The following is a 22,718-nucleotide window of genomic DNA, read 5'->3' as shown; positions in this document are numbered from 1 at the left end:
TTCCTCCTTACGCTCCTTTTTCCGGTTTACATACTTCAAATACATAGTCGGGACAGACGGTATAGCAGGTTGCACAGGCGATGCATTTCTCCTGATCCACCTGGATCACTTCATATCCTTTTTTGTTGCTGGCGCCCGATTTTGTGATTGCGCCTTTTGGACACGCACGTATGCAGTTGTAACAGCCTTTACATCTTTGCAGTTGCAATACAATTTTTTCCATTTTATTCTCCCTTTCTACTTTTTGTGCGCAATTGTGCTACTTGTCTAAAAAAATGCATTTTTATCTTTAATATTTAGTAATTTTATGTTACAATATCCCCTAAGGGGAGAGTCAATAGAAAGTTAAAATTTATGAAAAATTATTATAAAATCGGAGAAATATCAAAAATCAAACATGTGACCATCAAGGCCCTTCGTTTCTATGACCGGGTAGGACTGCTAAAGCCCGCCTATGTAGACCCTGAAACCGGATACCGGTACTACAGCTCCGAACAGCTGTTTCAGGTAGAGATGATACAGTATCTGCGCAGACTCAATGTCTCAGTGGCAGAGATTAAATTTTTGTTTGAACACTCAGAGCTTCCTGCCTGGAATGAGGCATTTGAAACCCTGCAGACAGCTATGGAGGAAAAACTGGTCTCTCTCCAGAGAGATGTTCTGAAGCTGAGAATGTTTCAGGCCCATATCTCTTCCATCGAAAAGATACAGAATCTGGAGGGTTTCTACCTCCGGCCTATGGAAGAGAGGAAGATTCTGAGTGTTCCCTGCACCTGTCCTCCATCCTCCAGCGAGGCGGTCAGCCGTTTCCAGGGACTGTACCAGGAGATTGCCAAGGAAAATCAAGTCACCACCTATCAGTCCGGCTCTCTTTTTTCCTGCGGGTTCCCCTATCAGGAGCTGGTTCGGACAGAGATTTTTCTGGATATTAATTCTGTGGCTCATGACCCTCCCATGTACTCCAGGGTTCTTCCGGCCGGCACCTACCTCTGTCTGAACCATCAGAATTCTGATTTTGAGAGTAACTCAGCCTATGAGGACGCGGCGGACGCGCTTTTGCAGTTTATCCGCAAGAGACATATAAAGCCTCTTCTGATTCTGGAAAAGGAGGCCTTTTTGGATTTTATCGGATATACGCGGCCCCTCACCGCCTTCCAGGTACTGCTTCAGGAAGATCAGATACCGGGAGATATACCTTACATCGACTGAGACTGTCTTCCCACCAGCTAAGATATGGAGAAAAAACTTATGAATTATGCAGTGAAAAAAGTACTGAGGGCGCTTTCCTATGGTTCTCTGGATGTACAGGCAGAGAGACGGCTTGCCGAGCTTAAGAAGCTGGACCCTATGCGGATTTTCGCCAGGAAGCTGGATGTACATATTATGAATGGAACCCATGAAGTTCCGGTACGAATTTACTTCCCCACCCAAAAAATGCTGGAAGAAGAGCTGATCTTTCAGTACAGCGGGAAGGTTCTTTTATTTTTCCACGGGGGAGGATGGGTGACAGAAAGTGTTGAAACTTATGACCGCATATGTTCCCGGATGGCCCAGTCCACGAATCAGCTGGTACTCTCCGTGGAGTATCGGAAGGCTCCGGAACACCGCTTCCCCACTGCCCTGATGGATGGGTACGCAGTTGCCGAGGTCTTATTTTCCGGCCAATACCTAAAAGGGGTGAGACCGGAGAATATCACACTTATGGGAGACAGCGCCGGCGGCAGTCTGACTGCCGCCCTTACGCTTCTGGCCAGAGACCGGAATGCCTTCCGCCCAAGACAGCAGATTTTAATCTACCCTGCCCTGTGGAATGACTATACAGAGACCTCCCCCTTTCCCTCCGTACGGGAAAATGGCCGGGATTATCTCCTCACTGCGGTTAAGATGGAGGAATATATGAATCTGTACCAGAGCAGAGCGGAGGATCGGAACAGCCCCTATTTTGCTCCCCTTCTCTCGGAACATCTGGAAGATCTTCCCCGCACCCTGATTCTGACCGCCCAATACGATCCCCTCAGAGACGAGGGGGAGGAGTTCGGGCGAAGACTAAAGGAAGCCGGAAATGAGGTTACGGTAAAAAGAATCGAACATGCCCTGCATGGATATTTTGCTCTTGGCATAAAATATCTGTATGTGCAGGAAAGCTTAGAGATTATCAATCAGTTTTTAAAGGAGGCGTAGCCAATGTATCCCCCTAAGAGAATACGAAGAAAACTTGACAATGCCGCAATTGCCTTTCCCGCAGCAGCCGGGAAGAAGGACAGCAGGGTGTTCCGGGTGTACTGCAAATTAAATGAGCCCGTACAGCCCCAGGTTCTTCAAAGAGCATTAGAGCAAGTAATTTTAAAGTATCCTCTGTTCCAATGCAGGTTACAAAAAGGATACTTCTGGTATTATTTTGAGCCAAGCAGTATCCGCCCTGTGATAAAAAAGGAGAAAGACGTACCCTGCAGTGCCATTTTTTCGCCCGGCCGTGATAATCTGCTCTATAAGGTTACCTACAACCGGGACAGTATACATCTGGAGGTGTTTCACGCATTGACAGACGGCACCGGGGCATTTTGTTTCTTGGCAGATCTTGTGAAAGCTTATCTTGGCCTCCTGCACAGGATTGACGGGGAGGATGCCGGGGGCGCAGGGACACTGGAAGAACAGGAGGAGGACAGCTTCTCCCGCTATTATTCTCCGGTCCGTACCGCGGTACAAATCAGAAAAAGCAGCCGTGCCTATCAGATGAAGGGGCGGAAGGTAGCCCAGGCTGATATGAAAATTATGGAATATACGGTCTCCGTCAAACAGCTTCTGCAGCACAGCCGGGCCTGCCAGGTTTCTATCACGGTATATCTAACCGCCGTCCTGCTTCAGGCGCTCTCCCGAAAGATGACAGAAGCTCAGAAGAAAAAACCGGTTGTAGTCATGATTCCGGTTAACCTGAGAAATTATTATCCTTCGAAATCCATGACAAACTTTTTCGGCTGGATGGAAATTGAGTATAGATTCCATAAAAAAGATTCCTTTGAGGATATACTGCTGCATGTGAAAAAACGCTTTTCCCAGGAACTGCTCCTGGAGCAGGTGGCCTTCCGCATGAACCATTATGTGAGAATTGAAAAGAATCTGCTGTTAAAATACATTCCCCTGGGAATAAAAAACTTCTTTATCCGGCTGGGAACTGGTCTGGGAAGCGGTAACGTATCTGCTGTATTTTCTAATATGAGTGCCCTCAGAATGCCTAAGTCCTATGAGCCATACATCAGGCGCTTCGGAGTAATCTCAAGCACAGATAAACTCCAAATGTGTGCCTGCTCCTACCGGGATACCTTCTATTTCAGCATTACCTCAAAACTGGAAGATGTAAGCGTCCAAGAGGATATAGTGTCGTTTCTCAAAGCAGAGGGATTAGATCTTGCAGAGGTTCCCTAAAAGTAACTGCGAAAGCGGGGTCCGGCATTGTTAGAATTATGTCCCCAATGCCGGACCCCGCTTTCACAGTTACTGCTTTATCCATATTTACTTTACTAACCGATACCCTTTCTCCTCTAACAGCTTATCCGCTTCCTCATAAGACTGAACAGTGTTAAGCCAGGAGATAGACTTGCCATACGGTTTTTCATTTACTCCCTCGGGCAGCTCGTATACCTTACCGTTTACATACATCAGCGCCCCCCTCCACTGGGCATGGGAGGCGGAATTCTCGTCGGTGGCATACATGACCATAGTGCCGTCGTTCAGGTAATAGGGTCTCCAGTACATCTCTTTTCCGCCCTCATAGGCAGTGCCTTTGGTAAACTGGGAGGATACTTTCAGCAGAGATCCCCGCTTCTTGTATATATCTTCGATCAGATACTTCCTGTCATCATATTTGCTTCCATCCGCCAATTTTCCATCGTAAAAGTTCTTGGCAAGCGCCAGATATCCGCCTAAGGAGGTCTCATTGCAGGGACAGATAAAGTCTATGTTCATCTTCCCGTCTGCCTCTACAAAGAAGTCTACCTCGTATTTCTGGTGGTACACCGGACACTCTGTGTCTTCCTCCTCACAGTACCCGTTCTTCACCATATACCCCAGAATATCCTGCCCCGCTGCCTGTTTCAGTTCCACAATATCTGTGCATTCTCTCAGGGCATCCTCCCCCGCATAGGCAGCCTTAAAATACCGCTGCATGCTGCTCCGGCGCACCTCACAGCTTCTTGTCTTTGCCTTGCTTATGTATCCGGTGAGCGCAGGGATTAAAATTGCCATCAGGATTCCTATAATCACAAGCACAACAATAACTTCTACTAAAGTAAACCCCTTTTTCTTATATTCCCTTCTGTATTCCTTCATCTCTGTATCTCCTGGTAGTTTAATCCATCTCCTCATAGCCAGACTCCTCTTTATGATCCACATCCTCCAGCTCCCGGAAATCGGCAATAGGGTAATAGAAAATGTCCCGGGGATACTTTCTCATAACCTGTTTTCCTCCCACATCACCGGAGAGGTTCATCAGCTCATCGGTATACATTTCATGAAAAATCACGGGATTCCCCGGCCTCCCATCTGCGGACATGCACCCAATCCTCTTGTCCTGACAAGAAAATGCCTGAAAGAAATCCTCCACACTCTTCTTTTGAAGATAAGGCTGATCCCCCACAAAAAAAGCATAATAGACTGCCTCTTTCTCCTCACCCGGCCGCCTTCCCCGCAAAGAATCCAGGCCAATCTGGAGGGAAGAAGAAATCCCCCGCTCACTGTGAGGATTCCAGAGCACAGGTATCCCCATCTCTTTTAGCCCGCTGCGCACAGCCTCATGCTGGGTCACCGCGGTCAGAGAAACTGTCTCCGCCTGGTCCCTCAGCACCGCCGTGAGAACCTCCGCAATATATCGGTACATCGGTTTTCCGTCTATCTTGTAAAGCAATTTATTTTCACCAAATCTCTTACTGAAACCAGCCATCAGCAGAATCATATGAATCTTCATCTCAGTTCCTCCCACCGGCCGCCACCTCTGAACCTTCTGTCCGGAAATGAACTTAGTATCTCTATCATATATAACATTTTGGGAAAAGTCACGTAAAAATTATAATTTTGTGTATGTGAAGCTCGCCGGCAGGCGGAGGATCGCAGACGGCAGTGTTTGCATAACCAGGCCTCCCTCCCGCCCGAACCAGACAGCCTACCGCCGCGGGATTTCCTCACCGTCCCACTCTTCCAAAAACCTCTCCACCCTCTCCTGGGCATTTTCTTTCAGGTTGTAATAATAAAACCGGAAATCAAACCTGTGAAATATCCCCAGGGGAAAGTGTCCCACGTCCGAGCTGTGATAAACTGCCGGATCTACGGTAGAGCAGATCACCGTTCCCCGCTCTTTGTCAATTCTGGCATCTGCAAATCCCTCCAGCTTTTGTTCCCGCCCTTCTACTTTGATGAGAGAACCGGCATTCTCAGAAGCAGAGGCTGGGGTTTCGTCCCTGGTCCAGGAGATGGGGTTGATACAGATGGCTCCGGGCAGAACGGTGGGATTCTTTTCTGTCATCCCCGGAGCCTCTGTGTTGTAGGAAATAATCACCCCGGTATCATCCGGCCCCTCGGCAAATTTCAGATAGGGATGCTCCTGAAGCTCCTGTTCTGTGACAGAGTAGCCAATTACATAGGCAGCCACCATACGCTTATATACCTCAGGATTTTTATCCATATAGTCAAACAGTATCTCCTTGACCATCACTGCACCCTGGGAATGGCCTACCAGGAGAAAGGGCCTGCCCTGATTGTAGTGTTTGATATAGTAATCAAAAGCAGCGATCGCGTCTGTTTTTGGCACACCTCCATAGTACGCTGTCTGCTCCTCCTGATCCCTGTCCAGGATAAATGCAGCCTCAACCTGGCGGTAATAGGGAGCATACAGATTTCCGGCCATATCGAAAACTCTTGCCTGGGACGCCGCCACACTTCTTGCCCGCTTTCTCATATTTTTATCCTGTATTGTGCTGACAGGATAATCCTTTTTATCTTTTCTTGCCCAGCTGGTGGGATAAAGATAAAAGACATCCACAGGTTTCTGCCCCTTCTCTTCCAACAGCATCCAGTTTTTTTCTTTTGCGTAATTAGAAGGGACTATTTCCTCCCCTGCAACGGGAACGCGGGAATTGCTGTCCTGTGCTCCGCAGCCCCACAGAGCCAGGAGGAACAGAAGAATTATACTCAGCAGTTTTTTCCTCATGACAGTACTCCTCTCATGGTATTCTTTATATTATGCCCGAAGGGCACTTCTTCGTGCATACCCTGCGGGGGGATATACAGCTCTTGCTGTATATTAAAATATACTATCATAAGTTTTGCCCTTTGAAAGAGATGTAATCACCACTGGCATATCTTTTATCAATTGCCTGCACTTGGACGCTTTTTCTCTGCGTTCTCTGGTATCTCCCTGATTCAGGATTACGGTAACCGGGATATCTTTGCCTGTCTCTCTCAGAGGGAGCAGATATCCTTCCCTGAGCAGCACCGCCAGATCTTCCGGTGTGATTCTGTGCTCCTGACTGCAATTGAGTATCCGGGCAGCCAGCTCCCTGCGGTGGCATATCTCCCCCAGTTCACTTCCCAGACAGGAAAGTCCGGCAAGCAAAAGTATTTTTGTGGTCTGGGGAACAATCACCGGCTCATGGGGGGCAGGCACCTTCACAGGCAGCCCCCGGGAGCCGTCCCCTTCTATCAGGGTAACATCCGCCTTTGCTATTACCCGTGACAGTATCTCTGGGGGAAGCCCTTTTATTTTATCTACACTGCCCTCTTTCAACGGGATGCCGGCAACCGCATATCCTGTCCCTTCCAGTGTCTGCAGGATCTCCTCTGCGGTTCCTCTCAGGCAGGCGCCTGTCAGAGGCCGTCTCATGTGGGTTGTTGTAGTTACCAGCACACGTTTTCCCATACTTGCGTATTTCTCCGCTAAATAACGGATGCAGGTAGATTTCCCACCTGCACCTATCACTGTAATAATCTCTTTTTCACTCGTCAGTTCTTCCCAGCCATTCACTTTTTTCTCCTTCGCCAAACCGGTCATGCCAGGCCTGCTGCCCCCCTTCCCAGGCGCATACAAGCTCCAGCACACTTCCGGCAATACACCTTGCTTTGTCGGAAATCGTATCACAGTAAAGTACGGCATCCTCTCTTGGGTCTATGTCGGCAATTTTAAAACCTTCTGTTACCGGATATCCTTCCCGTATCATGCCTCTTACAATTCCTGAGATACTGGCTCTCACGGGAATCCAGTTCTCAGAATCTTCCGGCTTTTTCTGTATCTTTCCTATAATCCGGTCCTTTTCCACCCATTCACCGATCCCGGCCAGGGGGAAAAACCTTCCCGCCCCTCCGGCATGAATCACCCGTTCCTTCCCATAACCGCCGATGATTCCAGGAATCCCAGTATTGGGTACGGCGCTTCCCCTGGAAATAATCCGGCCAAGATCATGCCCACGCATAGTCTCAATAACGTAATGGGTATCCTCACCCGCTGTGAATCCCGGCCCCAGGGCAATGGTAAGATTCCCCATATCCCGCCTGGTGCCCATATTCCTTTTTGCCAAAATGGCATCGATTAAAACGTCCGGGTGATATTCCCTCAGGATATCCCCCAGGGGATCTACCAGAAGTACGGGGGAACTAGGGGACACCGCTTTCTGTGCCTCTCTCCAATCTTTTGCCAGACGGCAGGTAATGCCTTCGACTGTCATACTTCCCTCATAGACAGCTTCACAGAAGGAAACCCTCCTGCGGATGGCAGACGGCTGCCCGGCCTCCAGGATAATGACCGGATATCCGCTTCTGCACAGACGGTGGATCGTCCCGGTCGCAAGATCCCCTCCCCCTCTGACAATAATTGGTTTCATCTTCCGCTCTCCTTATGGTCTGATGATTTTGGCGGCCTCAGCCTGTGTCTCTGCAATCACATACATATTCGTAACCGTACCGGCAGCCAGCTTCTCTCCTAATCCGTAATGGTTCAGGCAGGTACCGCAGGTCAAAACAGCAGTGCCGGCCTGCTCCAGAGCCCTGAGGTCTTCCACTGAATCCGATCCCTCACAGGAAAGCTTAGCCCCGCCGTTGTACAAAAGCACAGTTTTTGGAGGAACCGGCAGCTGGGTAAGGGCATAGATAAATCCCTTCATGAGTGTTCTTCCCAGTGCCTCATCTCCCTCGCCCATTTTATCTGAACTTATGACTACTACCGTATCTTCCTCCGGCAGGCAGCAGTCTTCATCTGCTGGCTGAAGGGCTGAATCCTCTCTGCCCTCCCCAGTGACTGTAATACGGACCTCATACTGTTTCTCTCCCTTTTGAACAGATGCATATTCTGCATTCTGGGATACGGCCAGCTTCTGCAGATTGCTCACCGCAGTCTCATTATCTGCCTGTACAAGCAACACTGTACCGGGAGCGGCTTCCTCCATTGCCTTTTTTGTCATGATCACTGGTTTCGGACACTGCTGTCCTCTGGCATCAATGGTTTTTTCCATGTCTGTGGTTCTCCTTTAGTTGAAATCTGTCTGATACTTTCCCCGGGAAATATACTGTCCCTGTTTTTCTGAGACCACCTTTCCCTGATCTACTACCAGATTACCACGCAGATAAACTTTGTCAATAGTGCCTTTCAGATTCCAGCCCTCAAAGGGTGCATAATCCATATTATATTCCTGTGTCTTTGCCTGGATGATCCCTGGCTTATGAGGATCCAGAATCACAAGGTCGGCATCGCTTCCCGGCTCCAGGCAGCCCTTTTTCGGATACATCCCATAAAGCTTAGCAGGATTTTCCGAGAGCACCCTGCACATTTCCTCCAGGGTCATTCTTCCTTCCTCTACCCCGTAGGTATAGAGCAGTACTCCTCTGGTTTCTACGCCAGGCATACCGTTGGGGATCTTGGTGAAATCTTCTTTTCCCATCTCCTTCTGCGCCAGAGTGAAACTGCAGTGATCTGTGGAAACGGTCTGGATATCCCCTGTTTTTAAAGCCTCCCACAGGCATTCCTGATCTACCTTTTTCCTCAGCGGCGGAGAACACACATATTTGGCAGCCTCAAATCCATTCTTTTTATAGCAGCTCTCATCCAGAAGCAGGTACTGAGGGCAGGTTTCTGCAAATACGATCTGCCCTCTAGCCCGGGCTCTCTGAATCTTGGCAAATGCCTCCCAGCAGGTCAGGTGAACCACAATCACCGGTGCATCTGCCTCCTTGGCGATGGCAAGCAGACGGTTTACCGCCTCCGCCTCCAGGCCTGCAGGCCGCACCCTGGGGTGGGTATCCGGTCCCAGATGCCCGGCCGCTTTTGCCTCTGCAGTCAGAGCATCGATCACCTCGGCATTCTCACAGTGAACCCCGGCGATCCCGCCCTGTTTTTTCAGCTGTTTTAAGATACGGTAGAGCTCCCCATCTCTCAAAAGCATATCCGGGTACGTCATGTAAAGCTTAAATGTGCTCACCCCGGCGTCAATCATGGCCTGTACCTGGGTTTCCCCGGCCCCTTCCAAATCAGAGATCGCCATATGGAATCCATAGTCGCAGGAGCACCTTCCCTCCGCCTTTTTGTTCCAGTTTTCCAATGCCTCTTCCAGCGTCTCCCCCTTGTACTGTGTGGCAAAGTCTACAATGCAGGTGGTCCCCCCCGCAACAGCCGCCCGGGTTCCGGAGTAAAAATCGTCTGCGGTAACCGTTCCTGCCACCGGCAGATCCATGTGAGTATGAGCATCAATAAACCCCGGGAAGATGAGCTTTCCCTTGGCATCAACTACCTGGGCTTCCCCGTCGCATATCTCCGGAGATACTTCCCTGATAATTCCGTTTTCAATTAAAATGTCCTTCTTGCAGCAGCCTACCCCTGACACTACCGTGCCGTGTTTTAGTAATTGCTTCATCCTCATTCCTCCATTTCCATCTTCCTCCATACATCCGAACCCCGGTGAATGGCTCTCTGTTATTATTTTGCTTTCCTGTAGAATGTATTCTCCAGTGGAAGCCTTGTTCGCTCGATTCCGTCATAACGGTAATAGGCATGGGCACAGGCGGGAGCTGTGGGAACGGAAGAGATCTCCCCTACTCCCTTAGCTCCGCAGGCTTCCTTTAGCACTTCATCTGAAGTAATCAGGATCGCCTGAACCGGCGGTGTCTGGCTGGCTCTTAAAAGTCCCAGTTTTCCATAGTTCAGTGTGGGCCTTCCTTCTACCATAGGGAAGTCTTCCGTAAGGGCATATCCCAGTCCCATCACAACGCCTCCCTCCACCTGTCCCTCGCAGGACTGCACATTTACTACCGTTCCCACATCATGGGCGGCAACTACCTCCGTTACCTTTCCGGCCTCATCCAGGATCACTACCTGGGTGGCATAGCCATAGGCAATATGGCTGACCGGATTGGGCTTGGAAGATCCCATGGGGTCTGTCTCTCCCAGGTATTCCCCATAATAGCTGGTCCCCTCCAGTGCTTCCAGTGAGCCTTTCTCTTCCAGTGCCTCTCTCAGAAGTGTGGATGCCCTTCTTGTGGCTTCCCCTGTAAACAATGTCTGGCGGGATGCGGTACTAGTTCCGGAATCTGGCGTTCTCTCTGTGTTGGGCCTCTCGTGCACCAGAAGTGCAGGGGAAAGTCCGGTAATCTCACAGACAATGTGGATGGTCACAGTCCCCACTCCCTGTCCCATACAGGCGGCGCTGGTAAGTACATGAACTTTGCCGTTTTCCACAGTAAGCCGGCATCTTCCAATATCAGGGATTCCTACACCTACCCCGCTGTTCTTCATACAGGAAGCTATCCCCGCATACGGATGGGAATCATACACCTCTTTTACTGCCTCCAGAGTCTGGGCCAGGGCACAGTCTTGTGTGGCAATCTGCCCGTTTGGGAGCGTCTGCCCGGGCCGTATGGCATTCCTGTAGCGGATTTCCCAGGGAGTAATGCCTGCCATCTCTGCCAGCAGATTCAGATTGCATTCGGTGGCAAAGCAGCTCTGGGTCACCCCGAATCCCCGGTATGCCCCCGCCGGAATATTGTTGGTATAAACCCCGTATCCCACAATATCCACATTCTGGTAATTATAAGGCCCAGCCGCGTGTGTGCACGCCCGTTCCAGTACCGGTCCGCCTAAGGAAGCATATGCGCCGGTGTCAGAATAAAGCACTGCCTTCATCCCTGTGAGATATCCATTCTCATCACAGGCAGTGGTAAAATCCATCTCCATCGCATGGCGTTTTACATGCACCAAAAGGCTTTCCTTTCTGGAAAACTTCACCTTTACCGGACGTTTGGCAAGCCACGCCGCTAGAGCCGCATGGTGCTGGACACTCATATCTTCTTTTCCCCCGAAGCCTCCGCCCACCAGCTTGCTCTCCACAATCACCTTTTCCGCAGGGAGCTTCAAAATACTTGAAATCTCATGCTGTTCATCATACACAGACTGTCCGGCTGTGTAAAGATGTACGCCGTCCTCCCCCTCGGGAAATGCAATGGCGCATTCCGGTTCCATAAAAGCATGATCTGTAAAGGGTACGCTGTAATGACGGGTTACCACATATTTTGAGCCGGCAATGGCGCCCTCTGCATCCCCTCTTTTACACACCTTCTTTGTCAGAAGGTTGCCGCCCTCATGTACCTTTGGGGCGCCCTCTTTTAAGGCATCTATGGGATTCGTTACCGGAACAAGCTCTTCTGCATCCACCTGGATCAGAGAAAGCACTTCCTCCAGATTTTCCTTATGATTCACAACCGCCAGCGCAATGGCATCTCCGATATACCTGGTAATTCCTCCCTCTGGAATCAGAACATCCCAGTCCTGAACAATATGTCCGCAGACATTATTTGGAACATCTTTGGCGGTATACACAGCCACGCAGTCCTCGTGAGCCAGCGCCCGGGTGATATCAATCTTGTGAATACGGGCTCTGGGATAAGGACTCCGAAGCGCTTTTGCATAGGCCATATCCGGAAGTATAATATCGTCAACAAATTCCCCGGTCCCCCTGACCTTTTCCTCCACATCCACCCGTTTAAACCGCTGGGTAAGACCCAGATGCTCCGGATCCTCCGGAATTATACGTTTTTCTCTGAAATATTCTGCTGCCATGAGGATAGCATCCTCAATCTTCTGGTAGCCGGTGCACCGGCAGATGTTCCCGTGTATGGCCTTTTTTACCTCTTCCCGGGTAGGATTCAGATTGGCATCCAAAAGGACCTTAGCGGAGATGATCATACCCGGAATACAAAAGCCGCACTGAACCGCCCCCGCTTCCGCAAAGCAGTGGACATATACCTTCATCTCTTCCTCCGGGATTCCCTCCACGGTAGTAATGCTTTTTCCCTCAAGCTTTGACAGCTTCAGGATACAAGCCTTCCCTTTTTTTCCGTCTACAATTACGGTACAGGTTCCGCAGGTTCCCTCGCTGCACCCCTCTTTCACTGCTGTCAGTCTCAGTTCGTCTCTCAGATAGTCAATCAGCCTCCCGTCCCGGCTGCTCTGACATTCCTTTCCATTCACTTTAAATGTAAACATTCTTTAACCTCCCAATACCTTACTGCCTATACTAATGTTTCGTAAACCCCTTCTGCCTCAATCTGGCTGTCCTTCAGAAATTCCTCCAACGCCTGTCTGTCACTGATGTCTGCACACCAGGAGATTCCGCAGCCTGCCGAGATAGCCCTGGGCACAGGTATCAGCCTTCCCGGAAGATTCCGCTCCCTGCATCTTTGCTCCATAGCCATAGCATGTGCTGTTGTATGAAAAGTTATCACTAGTTTTAAGACTCTCTCCCGCATGTAAATACCCTCTTCTTTGGTTTTATTTCTTACTTATGATGCCTTAAATATACCACCTGATTATTTAAATAGCAATACTTCCGGGAAAGAAAATCAAAAAAGTTTTAGATTGCCTAAATTTTTTTGTAAAAAACTCTTGTAATTTGAAAAAAGTGTGTTATGATGGACTTATAAACAACGTCTGGCAGCACAGAGAAAGGAGTTTATTATGGGGCGACTGACCTTACTGAAACAAATTGCACATGGGCTGGCCCAGCAGTTCGGCTCAGACTGTGAAATTGTAATTCACGACTTAAAAACCCAGGATCTGGAGCACTCAATTGTATACCTGGAAAACGGACATATCACAAACCGCAAGCTGGGCGACGGCCCATCCAACGTAGTACTAAAAGCGCTCAAACAGGATCCCGACTCACTGGAAGACCGTGCCGGCTATCTCACGAAGACATCCGACGGCAGGATTTTAAAATCCTCCACCTTCTATATCCGGGATGAACATGAAGTCATCCACTACATTTTCTCTATTAACTATGATATTACAAAGCTTATGATGGTGGAAACCGCCATCCACTCCTTTACAGACACTCAGGGAAAGGATACGGAGGCAAAAACCACAGAGATCACCAGAAATGTCAACGATCTGCTGGATCAGCTCATCGAAGAATCCGTGGCCCTTGTGGGCAAACCGGTGGCTCTTATGACAAAGGAAGACAAAGTAAAGGCCATTCAGTTTCTGAATGACTCCGGTGCATTTTTGATTACCAAATCCGGGGATAAGGTTGCTAATTATTTTGGTATTTCCAAATATACTTTATATAGTTATACCGATGTAAACAAGTAGCATAACCGATGCAGCAAAAATATTTTAGGAGGGATTTTTACAATGGAACAAATGAAATGGACACCCAATGAGATGCCGAAGACAGATGACACACAGCTGTCTGTCATGTCTCTGGAAAACGTAGTGAAGGCAAGAACCTTTCACGAGAGCTTTCCCCAGTATTCCCAGACACCCCTTGCCCGCCTGCAGCACATGGCAGACTATCTGGGAATCAAAGAGCTGTACGTAAAGGATGAGTCCTACCGCTTCGGGCTGAATGCCTTCAAAGTACTGGGCGGCTCCTTCGCCATGGCCCGTTACATAGCAAAACAGACAGGAAGAGATGTCTCCGCACTTCCTTACAATGTTCTCACTTCAGAGGAACTGAGAAAAGAGTTCGGCCAGGCAACCTTTTTCACTGCCACAGACGGCAATCACGGCCGGGGGGTTGCATGGGCAGCCAACAAATTAGGACAGAAATCCGTTGTACTGATGCCAAAAGGTTCCACCAGGACCCGTCTGGAAAACATTCGGAAAGAGAATGCCCAGGCTACCATAGAAGAAGTTAACTACGACGAATGTGTCCGCATGGCCAATGCCCTGGCCGAAAAAACCCCTAACGGCGTTATGGTTCAGGATACCGCCTGGGACGGCTACGAAGAAATCCCCTCATGGATTATGCAGGGTTACGGGACTATGGCTATGGAGGCAGACGAACAGCTTCATGAATATGGCTGTGAACGCCCCACTCACGTATTCATACAGGCCGGCGTGGGCTCCCTGGCAGGGGCTGTGCAGGGCTATTTTGCCAACAGATACCCGGAGAATCCCCCCAAGGTTATTGTTATGGAGGCTTCCGTAGCTGACTGCCTCTACAAGGGAGCTGTTGCCAAAGACGGCAGCGTTCGATTTGTGGATGGGGATATGCAGACCATTATGGCCGGTCTTGCCTGCGGGGAACCCAATACCATCTCCTGGGATATTCTGAAGAACCACGTGACAGCTTTCCTCTCCTGCCCTGACTGGGTATCAGCCAAAGGTATGCGTATGCTGGCTGCCCCCTTCAAAGGAGATCCCCAGGTAGTCTCCGGGGAATCCGGCGCTGTGGGAATGGGAGTCATCGCTTCTGTCATGCAGATGGATGAATACAAAGAGCTGAGAGAATTCCTTGCACTGGATGAGAACTCCAGGGTTCTCATGTTCTCCACAGAGGGGGATACTGACCCGGACCGCTACAAAGAAATTGTGTGGGGCGGCAAGCAGTACGAATAGACAGTGATCACGCAAACCAGGAAACAAGCAAACATATATAAGGATTAGGAGGATATTACCATGGACTATAACAAAATCAAAGAAGCCGCACAGGGTTACGAAGGGCAGATGACAAAGTTTTTGCGCGATTTGGTGCGCATCCCCGGAGAAAGTGCCGATGAAAAGGGACACATCGACCGAATTGCAGAGGAAATGAGAGCGGTTGGATTCGACAAGGTTGACATTGACCCTATGGGCAATGTATTAGGCTATATGGGAACCGGAAAAACTTTAATCGGTTATGACGCTCATATTGATACTGTTGGTGTGGGCAACAGAGACAACTGGGAGTTTGACCCCTACGAAGGCTTTGAATCCGATACCGAAATCGGAGGCCGGGGCACCTCAGACCAGTTAGGCGGTATTGTCTCTGCGGTATACGGTGCTAAAATCATGAAAGATCTGGGCATGTTAAATGATAAATACAGGGTAGTGGTTACAGGCACGGTTCAGGAAGAAGACTGTGACGGACTCTGCTGGCAGTATATCATCAATGAAGGTAAGGTACGTCCCGAATTCGTTGTATCCACAGAGCCTACAGACGGCGGTATCTACCGGGGACAGCGGGGACGTATGGAGATCCGCGTGGATGTGCAGGGCGTTTCCTGCCACGGTTCTGCTCCGGAGCGGGGCGACAACGCCATCTACAAAATGGCTGACATCCTGCAGGACGTGCGTGCGCTTAATGAAAATGACGCAGAGGAAGGCACAGAGGTGAAAGGTCTGGTTAAGATGCTGGACGAAGCATACAACAAAGATTGGAAAGAGGCCCGTTTCCTTGGCCGGGGTACCATTACTACCTCAGAGATATTCTTTACCTCCCCAAGCCGCTGTGCGGTAGCCGACAGCTGTTCCGTTTCCCTGGACCGCCGTATGACAGCCGGAGAAACCTGGGAAAGCTGCCTGGATGAAATCCGCGCACTCCCAAGTGTTCAGAAATACGGGGATGATGTAAAGGTATCTATGTACAATTACGAGCGGCCTTCCTATACCGGACTGGTATACCCTATCGAGTGCTACTTCCCAACTTGGGTAATCCCGGAGGATCATGAGGTAACCAAAGCCCTGGAAGAAGCTTACAAAGGCCTGTACGGTGACAGCCGCATCGGTACTGCCGAGACAGCTGACATGAGAAAAGTCCGTCCTCTAACAGACAAATGGACCTTCTCTACCAACGGTGTGTCCATCATGGGAAGAAACGGGATCCCCTGCATCGGATTCGGACCCGGAGCAGAAGCCCAGGCACACGCTCCCAATGAAAAGACCTGGAAAGCTGACCTGGTATGCTGCGCTGCTGTATATGCTGCTCTTCCTGCCTGCTACTGCAAATAACAGACCTATCCGTTACGTTCGGCAACTATACTCATTTCCTGTCCTGCCCTCCTTTTTCTGCCCTATTTGGCATAACAGGGAATGAGTCTCTAACTACCAACTATTTATATAAAAGAAAGGATTACGCCCATTATGAAAACTTTACAGGATTATATCGATAAATTAAATAAATTAAATTTCAAGGAAATGTACAACAATGACTTCTTCCTCACCTGGGAAAAGACCGATGAAGAACTTGAGGCTGTCTGGACAGTAGCTGACGCACTCCGCTTTATGAGAGAAAATAACATCTCTACAAAGGTCTTTGAGAGCGGCCTTGGAATCTCTTTATTCCGTGACAACTCCACACGCACCCGTTTTTCTTTTGCCTCAGCCTGTAACTTATTAGGACTGGAGGTACAGGATCTGGACGAGGGCAAATCTCAGGTGGCACACGGAGAAACCGTACGTGAGACCGCTAACATGATCTCCTTCATGGCAGATGTTATCGGTATCCGTGACGATATGTATATCGGCAAGGGAAATGCCTACATGCATGAGGTAGCTGATTCAGTAGAAGAAGGTCACAGAGACGGTATCTTAGAACAGCGTCCTACCTTAGTAAACTTACAGTGCGACATTGACCATCCCACCCAGTGTATGGCGGATATGCTCCACATTATCCATGAATTCGGCGGCATTGAGAATTTAAAAGGAAAGAAGCTTGCGATGACATGGGCGTACTCTCCTTCTTACGGAAAACCGCTCTCTGTTCCCCAGGGTGTCATCGGTCTGATGACCCGTATGGGTATGGAAGTTGTCCTGGCTCATCCGGAAGGGTATGAGGTAATGCCAGAAGTAGAAGAAGTTGCCAGAAAAAATGCCGAGAAATCCGGCGGTTCCTTCAAGAGAACCAACAGCATGGAAGAAGCCTTCAAAGACGCTGATATTGTATATCCCAAGAGCTGGGCGCCTTTTGCAGCCATGGAAAAACGCACCAATCTTTACGGTGAAGGGGACTTTGACGGCATTGATAAGCTGGAAAAAGAACTCCTGGCACAAAACGCACAGCACAAAGACTGGGCTTGCACCGAAGAGCTGATGAAGACCACAAAGGACGGAAAAGCGCTTTATCTCCACTGCCTGCCTGCCGATATCACCGGCGTAAGCTGCGAGACCGGCGAAGTTGACGCAACCGTATTTGACCGCTACAGGACACCTCTTTACAAAGAAGCAAGCTTTAAGCCATATGTTATCGCCGCTATGATTATGCTGAGTAAATTCGCAGATCCGGCAGATGTATTGAAAAAACTGGAAGAAAAAGGCACACCGAGAGTCTTTAAATAAGTAAAAACTGCCCGGGCGGTTGTGCGGCGCGCATAGTTGTCCCGGGCTCAATCTATTTTTAGGGGGAATTTACAATGAACAAAAAAAGAATCGTTATCGCATTGGGCGGCAATGCCCTGGGAAATACCCTGCCGGAACAGATGGCTGCCGTTAAGATCACGGCAAAGGCCATTGTCGACCTCATCGAAGAAGGACATCAGGTTATCGTGGCCCACGGGAACGGGCCGCAGGTAGGAATGATTAACAATGCCATGGCAGCCCTTTCCAGGGAAGACCCTGCACAGCCCAACACCCCTCTCTCCGTGTGTGTGGCCATGAGTCAGGCCTACATTGGCTATGATCTGCAGAACGCACTGAGAGAAGAGCTTTTGAATCGCAGCATCAAGGACATTCCTGTGTCCACCATGGTAACGCAGGTCCGGGTTGACGCGGAGGATCCTGCCTTTTTGAACCCTTCCAAACCTATCGGAAAATTTCTCACAAAGGAGGAGGCCGATACCGTTGCCTCCAAATACGGCCATATTATGCGGGAAGATGCCGGAAGGGGCTACCGCCGTTTTGTGGCGTCTCCCAAGCCAAAAGAAATTGTGGAGATCAAGGCCATACGCTCCCTGGTGGAATCCGGTGAAGTGGTTATCGCCTGCGGCGGCGGCGGGATCCCTGTGACCCTTCAGGGCAACCATCTCAAAGGCGCCAGTGCGGTTATAGACAAAGACTTTGCCAGCTGTCTGCTTGCCAAGGAACTGGATGCCGACTATCTGATCATTCTGACTGCAGTAGAAAAAGTTGCCATTAACTTTGGGAAAGAGAACCAGGAATGGTTATCGGATCTGAAGGTAGAACAGGCCCTTCAGTACGCGGAGGAGGGGCAGTTCGCCCCTGGTTCTATGCTGCCTAAGGTACAGGCTGCCATTGATTTTGCATCCTCCAAGGAAGGGCGCACGGCTCTGATTACTCTGCTGGAGAAAGCAAAAGACGGAATTGCAGGGGAGACGGGAACTCTGATTCATAAATAAAGCCTCTCTTACTTAAAAGAGGGTTTGGACAGCTGCAATGGCAGACAGTCCAAACCCCTTTGTGATCTCTATCCGATTTTCAGTCCCTCCCGGGCTGCCTCCCCTTTTTTTGCCGGTCCACAGATAAGTCGGTCCTTTGATATATGGTAAAGCGCCATACTCTGCTCCAGATACAGATTCAGGCACTCTTCTTCCCCCTGAATCTCCGCAGCTACGATTCCCTCCGCTTCATGTTGAATCCAGCCGGACAGGCCCATCTGATCTGCCAGAAAAAACAGTTTAATCTTCAGGTCCTTTTGATTATTGCTTTCCATAATTCTAAGTCTTTGTCTTATCTTCATTGAATGAAACCTCCCCTTTTTTCTATTTCAGATATTCCTCCAAGGTTATCTGCCTCTCCGTAATCTCTCTGGCTGCCTCCTTTCCCACATAACGGAAATGCCAGGGCTCATAGTCAATCTTGGTTATCTCCTCCTTGCCCTCTGGATACCGGAGAATAAAGCCGTATTTGCTGCAGTTTTCCCTCAGCCACCGGTTTTCCGGCGTATCCACCTGCGTCTCGTCCAGCATTTGATTGGAGAGAGCCGTAATATCCACTGCCAGACCGGTTTCATGTTCGCTGTACCCTGCAGGCATTACCGTTCTTGTTACATTTTGATAAGCAGTATCATAATCCATACCTTTTGCTGTTAATTTCCGGATATCCTGATCCAGAATCTCCTGCTGCCTCTCCGAACTTCTGTAACCCGATGCAATGCAGAAGCTCAGTCCCTGGGCATTCCCCGCCGTCAGCATATCCCGCAGATCGTTATAAATCACTTCGGCAACGCTTTTATTGCCGCTGTTGAGCACTTTCAGCTCAGGATCGTAATCCTTGGGCAGCGGTGTATCCTTGTTCACAAGAAGCAGCAGCGGGTCCTCCTTATTTACTGATTTGGAAGCCCCTTCAGCTTCCGCCTCCGCTTCCTGTATGGTCTCTCCTTCGGCCTGAGAGGTTGACACATCCCGGCTTTTTTTTGGAGAGCATCCAAGAACGCAGAGGCCTGCTATGATAACTATCGAAAAATGGTAGTATAATTTTCTTCTCATGCAGCATTCCTCCTCTTATGTCTCTTCTCTGACTTAAAGGATAAGCCTCTCTTGCATCGAAAACGTTTATTTTTTGTATCATAGTTGTATCATTTTTCTTCTGTGGTATTGCTGTCTGTCCAGTCCAGCATACTGCCGAGCCCAAGCTGGGCATAAAATCCCCTGTCATCAAAGGTCTGCCTGCTTTTGATGTCAAATTTCGTTTGCCCCAGAACCGCATGCATCCAAACCTCTGTTTCCATCCCCACAGCATTCCAGGATCCCTCCTCTACCTTTAGGTAGTCGGTGGCATATGCCTGAATACTTTCAAAGATTTCCTCATAATCCACCATAGACTCCGACCTGGACGCATCCGTTGCAGATATTCGGTAATTCTCCAGCATCTCCCTGGAATAAGAAATCCTCTGGAGAACATTTATGCAGTATATGGTATAGGTATATGCATCGAGGCATACTTCCCCGTAAAAGCCGTCGCTGTTCTCGAACTTCAGCTGCCAGAATAATACACTGTCTCCTGAATTTTCTGTGTCAGAGCTATCCTTTACGCTATAAAGCTGTGCCGACTGAAAGCAGTCTTGCAGATCGTAGGATAGCATCCTGTCTGTCATACTGTTTGCTGACATCTGTTTCAGCTCTTCGGTCAGCTTTTCCACAAGCTTTTCCTGGCTGACCGCATTTTCTCTTGTCTGGCGGACCGGCCGGAGGGGTTCACCGCCGCTCTCCTCCCGGGTCAGTATCTTTATTTTCTGCTCTATGGAGGTATCATATTCATGGGAGATGAGACTTTGTTCTCTGGAAAACAGGGTGACATGTTCCTGATATTTGCCGTCCCACAGCCTTGAGTACGCCTGGGGAAGAAAGATAGCTGTGATCACCAGCATACAGACCAGCAGAAAGCTGAAGACATATTTCCATCGCCCTCTATGCATTGAGTTCCTCCTTTCCGGGAAAGAAGATAGAGATAGATGTCCCCTTGCCCTGATCACTCTGAATCTCCCATCTGGCTCCGTGCAGATATACAATTCTGCTGCAAAGAGTCAGCCCCAGCCCTGCTCCCCCCTGTTTTCTGGAACGGGATTTGTCTACCATATAGAAGGCCTCTGTAATCCGGCTGAGCTCCTCCTTAGGAATACCGCAGCCATTATCCCGGACGCAGACTTCGTAACCCTCTCCCCGGCTCCTGCCCCAGAGGGATATTATGCCTCCTGCTTTCAGCGCTTTTCTGGAATTATCCATCAGATTTATGAACAGGGACATGAGAAGATCTCTGTCCCCTTTGACCTCCCCCTCCTCTATGTCCTCCTCCAGATGAATCTTTTTTTCCGCCAGGGATGCCGCCACTACCCGTCCAGCCTCCTCCAAAAGAGGCTTTACAGAGAGTAATCGAAGCTCCTGATCCTGGTTATCGGTCACGATAAGCTCCAGCAGTTTTAAAGACAGGCTCTCCAGGCGCTTTCCCTGGGAATAAATGTAGTTGGATGCCTCCATGATCTCCTCCCGGTTCAGATCCATCATACGGAGCATATCGGCATAGCCGATAATGGAAGTGAGCGGAGTCTTCAGCTCATGGGCAAAAGAAGCCGTAAAGTCCTCCTGTTTTCTGGCTGCCTCCTGAAGCTCCTCAATTTTTCTGGACAGCTTGTCCGCCATACTGTTAAAGTCCTTAGTCAGCTCTCCAATCTCATCCCCTCCGTAATGCCTGGCCCGGATCTGATAGTCCCCCTTGGCAAACCGCCTGGTGATTCGGGACAGGGATACCACGGATCTGGTGAGCAGCTGAGAGAGAATCAGGGTTACACACCCGGTGAGAACCAAAAGAACCAGAATGGCTATGCGGTATCTGGCAAACAGAGCTTCTCTTTCCCTGTAAATATATGAAATATCCATAATATTTTCCAGATAAAAAGGACTTTCCTTTTCTCCGGCCCTGCATATGACTGCCAGATAATACCCGTCGTTTCTCTCCCCTGGATCATGGTAGATTTGATAGCCCCCTGCCGCCCCGTCCAGACTGGAGATAAAGTCCATATCTGTTTCCATGCCTGTATTGTCAAACAGCAGCTTTGCCTCTCTGTCATACACCCGGATAAAACTCTCTCCCCCCGCACTCCCGTCCCTCATAGAGTTGGAGATATCCTGGAATACGCTGTCCTGCATCACAACATATTCTTCTCCAAGAGAATCCAGGGCCATCTCAAAAGCGAACTGAAACATCTGGTTCTCAGACTTTCCCCGGTCAATTTCCCTCTCCAGAGAGGTCTGAAAGGTAGCATTTACCATCCACGCCCCGAAGATACTGAAAATCAGAGTAATGAAGGATATGAAAATGAAAAAGATCTTCCAACGGAATTTCATCTATGCCTCCAATCGGTATCCCACTTTATACACAGACACTATATGCTTTTCCCAACCCAGTTTTTTCCGCAGCCGCTGTACGTGGAGATCCACCGTTCTGCTGTCTCCCAGATAACTGCTCTCCCATACATTTTCATAGATGGTCTCCCGGTAAAGCGCTACATTTTTGTTTCTCACAAAGAGCAGCAGCAGTTCAAACTCTTTCAGAGTGAGAAGCACCTGCTCCTTGTTCTGTCTTACGATCCGGGAAGGCACATCAATCTCCACATCCAGGATCCGTATTATCTTCTGGGCCTTGTGATACCTTCGGAGAGTGCTCTCCACACGGGCCAGAAGCTCTACGATCTCAAAAGGCTTTGTGATATAATCGTCCGCTCCCTGGCGGAGCCCCTTCACCTTATGGTTCAGGGTTCCCATAGCTGTAATAAAAATCACAGGAAGGTCCAGTGTCTTGGCATATTCCAGCAATTCGTACCCATCAATCTTAGGCAGCATGATATCTAAAAGGATCAGATCATATCCCCCTTCCGCCATTCGGTCCGCCGCCTCCAGACCGTCAAAGGCGCAGTCACACAGGTACCCCGCCTTTCTAAGATTTATCCGTATAAGATTCGAAATTGGTTCTTCGTCTTCCACAATCAGTATTTTGATCATCTTTTTCTCCCCTGTATCATTTGTATCCATTATACCTCAAA

General features: G+C 49.3%; 23 protein-coding genes. 8 read left to right on the top strand and 15 right to left on the bottom strand.

The window, feature by feature from the left end; genetic code table 11:
• Positions 1-7: 7 nt before the first annotated feature.
• Positions 8-223 (bottom strand): 4Fe-4S dicluster domain-containing protein, encoded by a 216-nt coding sequence (locus GKG41_RS06025; protein ID WP_154257642.1) that lies wholly within the window; start codon positions 221-223, stop codon positions 8-10.
• 131 nt (positions 224-354) lie between these two features.
• On the opposite strand from GKG41_RS06025, the gene GKG41_RS06020 reads away from it, so the two are divergent.
• From GKG41_RS06020 to GKG41_RS06010, 3 genes are read left to right on the top strand one after another with little or no spacing between them, the layout of a single operon-like run.
• A complete protein-coding gene (locus tag GKG41_RS06020; RefSeq protein ID WP_154257641.1) occupies positions 355-1,209 on the top strand; it encodes a helix-turn-helix domain-containing protein in 855 nt (284 codons plus the stop codon).
• Positions 1,210-1,248: 39 nt separating this feature from the next.
• Positions 1,249-2,181: an alpha/beta hydrolase gene (locus tag GKG41_RS06015; protein ID WP_226902629.1), complete on the top strand. Its 933-nt coding sequence runs from the start codon at positions 1,249-1,251 to the stop codon at positions 2,179-2,181.
• A gap of 3 nt (positions 2,182-2,184) precedes the next feature.
• Positions 2,185-3,423 (top strand): alcohol acetyltransferase, encoded by a 1,239-nt coding sequence (locus GKG41_RS06010; RefSeq protein ID WP_154257639.1) that lies wholly within the window; start codon positions 2,185-2,187, stop codon positions 3,421-3,423.
• An 87-nt stretch (positions 3,424-3,510) separates the two neighbouring features.
• On the opposite strand, the gene GKG41_RS06005 is transcribed toward GKG41_RS06010, so the two are convergent.
• The 9 genes from GKG41_RS06005 to GKG41_RS05965 all read right to left on the bottom strand — a co-directional run bounded on the left by GKG41_RS06005 (position 3,511) and on the right by GKG41_RS05965 (position 12,774).
• Positions 3,511-4,362 carry a prepilin-type N-terminal cleavage/methylation domain-containing protein gene (locus GKG41_RS06005; RefSeq protein ID WP_173015527.1) on the bottom strand — a complete coding sequence of 284 codons (852 nt, stop codon included), beginning with the start codon at positions 4,360-4,362 and terminating at the stop codon, positions 3,511-3,513.
• Positions 4,346-4,960 (bottom strand): nucleotidyltransferase family protein, encoded by a 615-nt coding sequence (locus tag GKG41_RS06000; RefSeq protein ID WP_154257638.1) that lies wholly within the window; start codon positions 4,958-4,960, stop codon positions 4,346-4,348. The genes GKG41_RS06005 and GKG41_RS06000 overlap by 17 nt, the downstream gene beginning before the upstream one ends.
• Before the next feature lie 195 nt (positions 4,961-5,155).
• On the bottom strand, positions 5,156-6,199 hold the full coding sequence (locus GKG41_RS05995) for a DUF3089 domain-containing protein (RefSeq protein ID WP_154257637.1): 1,044 nt from the start codon (positions 6,197-6,199) through the stop codon (positions 5,156-5,158).
• 93 nt (positions 6,200-6,292) lie between these two features.
• On the bottom strand, positions 6,293-7,012 hold the full coding sequence (yqeC, locus tag GKG41_RS05990; protein ID WP_173015526.1) for a selenium cofactor biosynthesis protein YqeC: 720 nt from the start codon (positions 7,010-7,012) through the stop codon (positions 6,293-6,295).
• Positions 6,984-7,865: a selenium-dependent molybdenum cofactor biosynthesis protein YqeB gene (gene yqeB / locus GKG41_RS05985; protein WP_154257635.1), complete on the bottom strand. Its 882-nt coding sequence runs from the start codon at positions 7,863-7,865 to the stop codon at positions 6,984-6,986. Before yqeB ends, yqeC begins: the two co-directional genes overlap by 29 nt.
• 12 nt (positions 7,866-7,877) lie before the next feature.
• Complete coding sequence (gene yedF / locus GKG41_RS05980) at positions 7,878-8,492, bottom strand: sulfurtransferase-like selenium metabolism protein YedF (protein ID WP_154257634.1); 615 nt, start codon at positions 8,490-8,492, stop codon at positions 7,878-7,880.
• Between the two features lie 15 nt (positions 8,493-8,507).
• Positions 8,508-9,887 (bottom strand): dihydropyrimidinase, encoded by a 1,380-nt coding sequence (gene hydA, locus GKG41_RS05975; protein WP_154257633.1) that lies wholly within the window; start codon positions 9,885-9,887, stop codon positions 8,508-8,510.
• A 62-nt stretch (positions 9,888-9,949) separates the two neighbouring features.
• The gene (gene xdh / locus GKG41_RS05970) at positions 9,950-12,511 is read right to left on the bottom strand and encodes a selenium-dependent xanthine dehydrogenase (protein ID WP_154257632.1); all 2,562 of its coding nucleotides are present in this window, start codon (positions 12,509-12,511) and stop codon (positions 9,950-9,952) included.
• Between the two features lie 26 nt (positions 12,512-12,537).
• Entirely contained in the window at positions 12,538-12,774 is a 237-nt protein-coding gene (locus GKG41_RS05965) for a DUF3343 domain-containing protein (RefSeq protein WP_154257631.1), read from the bottom strand.
• 208 nt (positions 12,775-12,982) lie between these two features.
• Between GKG41_RS05965 and GKG41_RS05960 the strand changes: the two genes are divergently transcribed.
• The 5 genes from GKG41_RS05960 to arcC all read left to right on the top strand — a co-directional run bounded on the left by GKG41_RS05960 (position 12,983) and on the right by arcC (position 18,579).
• A complete protein-coding gene (locus tag GKG41_RS05960; protein ID WP_072848606.1) occupies positions 12,983-13,615 on the top strand; it encodes a helix-turn-helix transcriptional regulator in 633 nt (210 codons plus the stop codon).
• A 42-nt stretch (positions 13,616-13,657) separates the two neighbouring features.
• The gene (dpaL, locus tag GKG41_RS05955) at positions 13,658-14,866 is read left to right on the top strand and encodes a diaminopropionate ammonia-lyase (RefSeq protein WP_154257630.1); all 1,209 of its coding nucleotides are present in this window, start codon (positions 13,658-13,660) and stop codon (positions 14,864-14,866) included.
• A 60-nt stretch (positions 14,867-14,926) separates the two neighbouring features.
• Positions 14,927-16,237, top strand: coding sequence for a YgeY family selenium metabolism-linked hydrolase (locus GKG41_RS05950; RefSeq protein WP_154257629.1), 1,311 nt, complete (start codon positions 14,927-14,929; stop codon positions 16,235-16,237).
• 132 nt (positions 16,238-16,369) lie between these two features.
• A complete protein-coding gene (gene ygeW, locus GKG41_RS05945; protein ID WP_072848610.1) occupies positions 16,370-17,563 on the top strand; it encodes a knotted carbamoyltransferase YgeW in 1,194 nt (397 codons plus the stop codon).
• 74 nt (positions 17,564-17,637) lie between these two features.
• A complete protein-coding gene (arcC, locus tag GKG41_RS05940; RefSeq protein ID WP_154257628.1) occupies positions 17,638-18,579 on the top strand; it encodes a carbamate kinase in 942 nt (313 codons plus the stop codon).
• Between the two features lie 68 nt (positions 18,580-18,647).
• On the opposite strand, the gene GKG41_RS05935 is transcribed toward arcC, so the two are convergent.
• The 5 genes from GKG41_RS05935 to GKG41_RS05915 form a co-directional block, all read right to left on the bottom strand.
• Positions 18,648-18,920 (bottom strand): acylphosphatase, encoded by a 273-nt coding sequence (locus tag GKG41_RS05935; RefSeq protein WP_154257627.1) that lies wholly within the window; start codon positions 18,918-18,920, stop codon positions 18,648-18,650.
• A 22-nt stretch (positions 18,921-18,942) separates the two neighbouring features.
• Positions 18,943-19,668 (bottom strand): M15 family metallopeptidase, encoded by a 726-nt coding sequence (locus GKG41_RS05930; protein WP_154257626.1) that lies wholly within the window; start codon positions 19,666-19,668, stop codon positions 18,943-18,945.
• An 89-nt stretch (positions 19,669-19,757) separates the two neighbouring features.
• Entirely contained in the window at positions 19,758-20,597 is an 840-nt protein-coding gene (locus tag GKG41_RS05925; RefSeq protein ID WP_154257625.1) for a hypothetical protein, read from the bottom strand.
• A complete protein-coding gene (locus GKG41_RS05920) occupies positions 20,590-22,023 on the bottom strand; it encodes a HAMP domain-containing sensor histidine kinase (RefSeq protein WP_154257624.1) in 1,434 nt (477 codons plus the stop codon). The genes GKG41_RS05925 and GKG41_RS05920 overlap by 8 nt, the downstream gene beginning before the upstream one ends.
• The gene (locus tag GKG41_RS05915; protein WP_154257623.1) at positions 22,024-22,677 is read right to left on the bottom strand and encodes a response regulator transcription factor; all 654 of its coding nucleotides are present in this window, start codon (positions 22,675-22,677) and stop codon (positions 22,024-22,026) included.
• Positions 22,678-22,718: the final 41 nt, after the last annotated feature.

This window comes from Lactonifactor sp. BIOML-A5 (assembly GCF_009677585.1).
Classification (GTDB): Bacteria; Bacillota; Clostridia; order Lachnospirales; family Lachnospiraceae; genus Lactonifactor.
The sequence above is the reverse complement of the archived record's forward strand: the minus strand, read 5'-3'. Positions and strand labels throughout refer to the sequence as shown.

Bases quoted from the DNA above. Each gene is read 5' to 3' on its own strand.
- GKG41_RS05925 (WP_154257625.1), bottom strand. From the start codon at position 20,597: ATGCATAGAGGGCGATGGAAATATGTCTTCAGCTTTCTGCTGGTCTGT.
- GKG41_RS05935 (WP_154257627.1), bottom strand. From the start codon at position 18,920: ATGAAGATAAGACAAAGACTTAGAATTATGGAAAGCAATAATCAAAAG.
- GKG41_RS05950 (WP_154257629.1), top strand. From the start codon at position 14,927: ATGGACTATAACAAAATCAAAGAAGCCGCACAGGGTTACGAAGGGCAG.
- GKG41_RS06020 (WP_154257641.1), top strand. From the start codon at position 355: ATGAAAAATTATTATAAAATCGGAGAAATATCAAAAATCAAACATGTG.
- GKG41_RS05915 (WP_154257623.1), bottom strand. From the start codon at position 22,677: ATGATCAAAATACTGATTGTGGAAGACGAAGAACCAATTTCGAATCTT.
- GKG41_RS06015 (WP_226902629.1), top strand. From the start codon at position 1,249: ATGAATTATGCAGTGAAAAAAGTACTGAGGGCGCTTTCCTATGGTTCT.
- arcC (WP_154257628.1), top strand. From the start codon at position 17,638: ATGAACAAAAAAAGAATCGTTATCGCATTGGGCGGCAATGCCCTGGGA.
- ygeW (WP_072848610.1), top strand. From the start codon at position 16,370: ATGAAAACTTTACAGGATTATATCGATAAATTAAATAAATTAAATTTC.
- GKG41_RS06010 (WP_154257639.1), top strand. From the start codon at position 2,185: ATGTATCCCCCTAAGAGAATACGAAGAAAACTTGACAATGCCGCAATT.
- GKG41_RS05995 (WP_154257637.1), bottom strand. From the start codon at position 6,199: ATGAGGAAAAAACTGCTGAGTATAATTCTTCTGTTCCTCCTGGCTCTG.
- GKG41_RS05965 (WP_154257631.1), bottom strand. From the start codon at position 12,774: ATGCGGGAGAGAGTCTTAAAACTAGTGATAACTTTTCATACAACAGCA.
- GKG41_RS06005 (WP_173015527.1), bottom strand. From the start codon at position 4,362: ATGAGGAGATGGATTAAACTACCAGGAGATACAGAGATGAAGGAATAC.
- GKG41_RS05960 (WP_072848606.1), top strand. From the start codon at position 12,983: ATGGGGCGACTGACCTTACTGAAACAAATTGCACATGGGCTGGCCCAG.
- xdh (WP_154257632.1), bottom strand. From the start codon at position 12,511: ATGTTTACATTTAAAGTGAATGGAAAGGAATGTCAGAGCAGCCGGGAC.
- GKG41_RS05930 (WP_154257626.1), bottom strand. From the start codon at position 19,668: ATGAGAAGAAAATTATACTACCATTTTTCGATAGTTATCATAGCAGGC.
- GKG41_RS05920 (WP_154257624.1), bottom strand. From the start codon at position 22,023: ATGAAATTCCGTTGGAAGATCTTTTTCATTTTCATATCCTTCATTACT.
- yedF (WP_154257634.1), bottom strand. From the start codon at position 8,492: ATGGAAAAAACCATTGATGCCAGAGGACAGCAGTGTCCGAAACCAGTG.
- GKG41_RS06000 (WP_154257638.1), bottom strand. From the start codon at position 4,960: ATGAAGATTCATATGATTCTGCTGATGGCTGGTTTCAGTAAGAGATTT.
- dpaL (WP_154257630.1), top strand. From the start codon at position 13,658: ATGGAACAAATGAAATGGACACCCAATGAGATGCCGAAGACAGATGAC.
- GKG41_RS06025 (WP_154257642.1), bottom strand. From the start codon at position 223: ATGGAAAAAATTGTATTGCAACTGCAAAGATGTAAAGGCTGTTACAAC.
- hydA (WP_154257633.1), bottom strand. From the start codon at position 9,887: ATGAAGCAATTACTAAAACACGGCACGGTAGTGTCAGGGGTAGGCTGC.
- yqeB (WP_154257635.1), bottom strand. From the start codon at position 7,865: ATGAAACCAATTATTGTCAGAGGGGGAGGGGATCTTGCGACCGGGACG.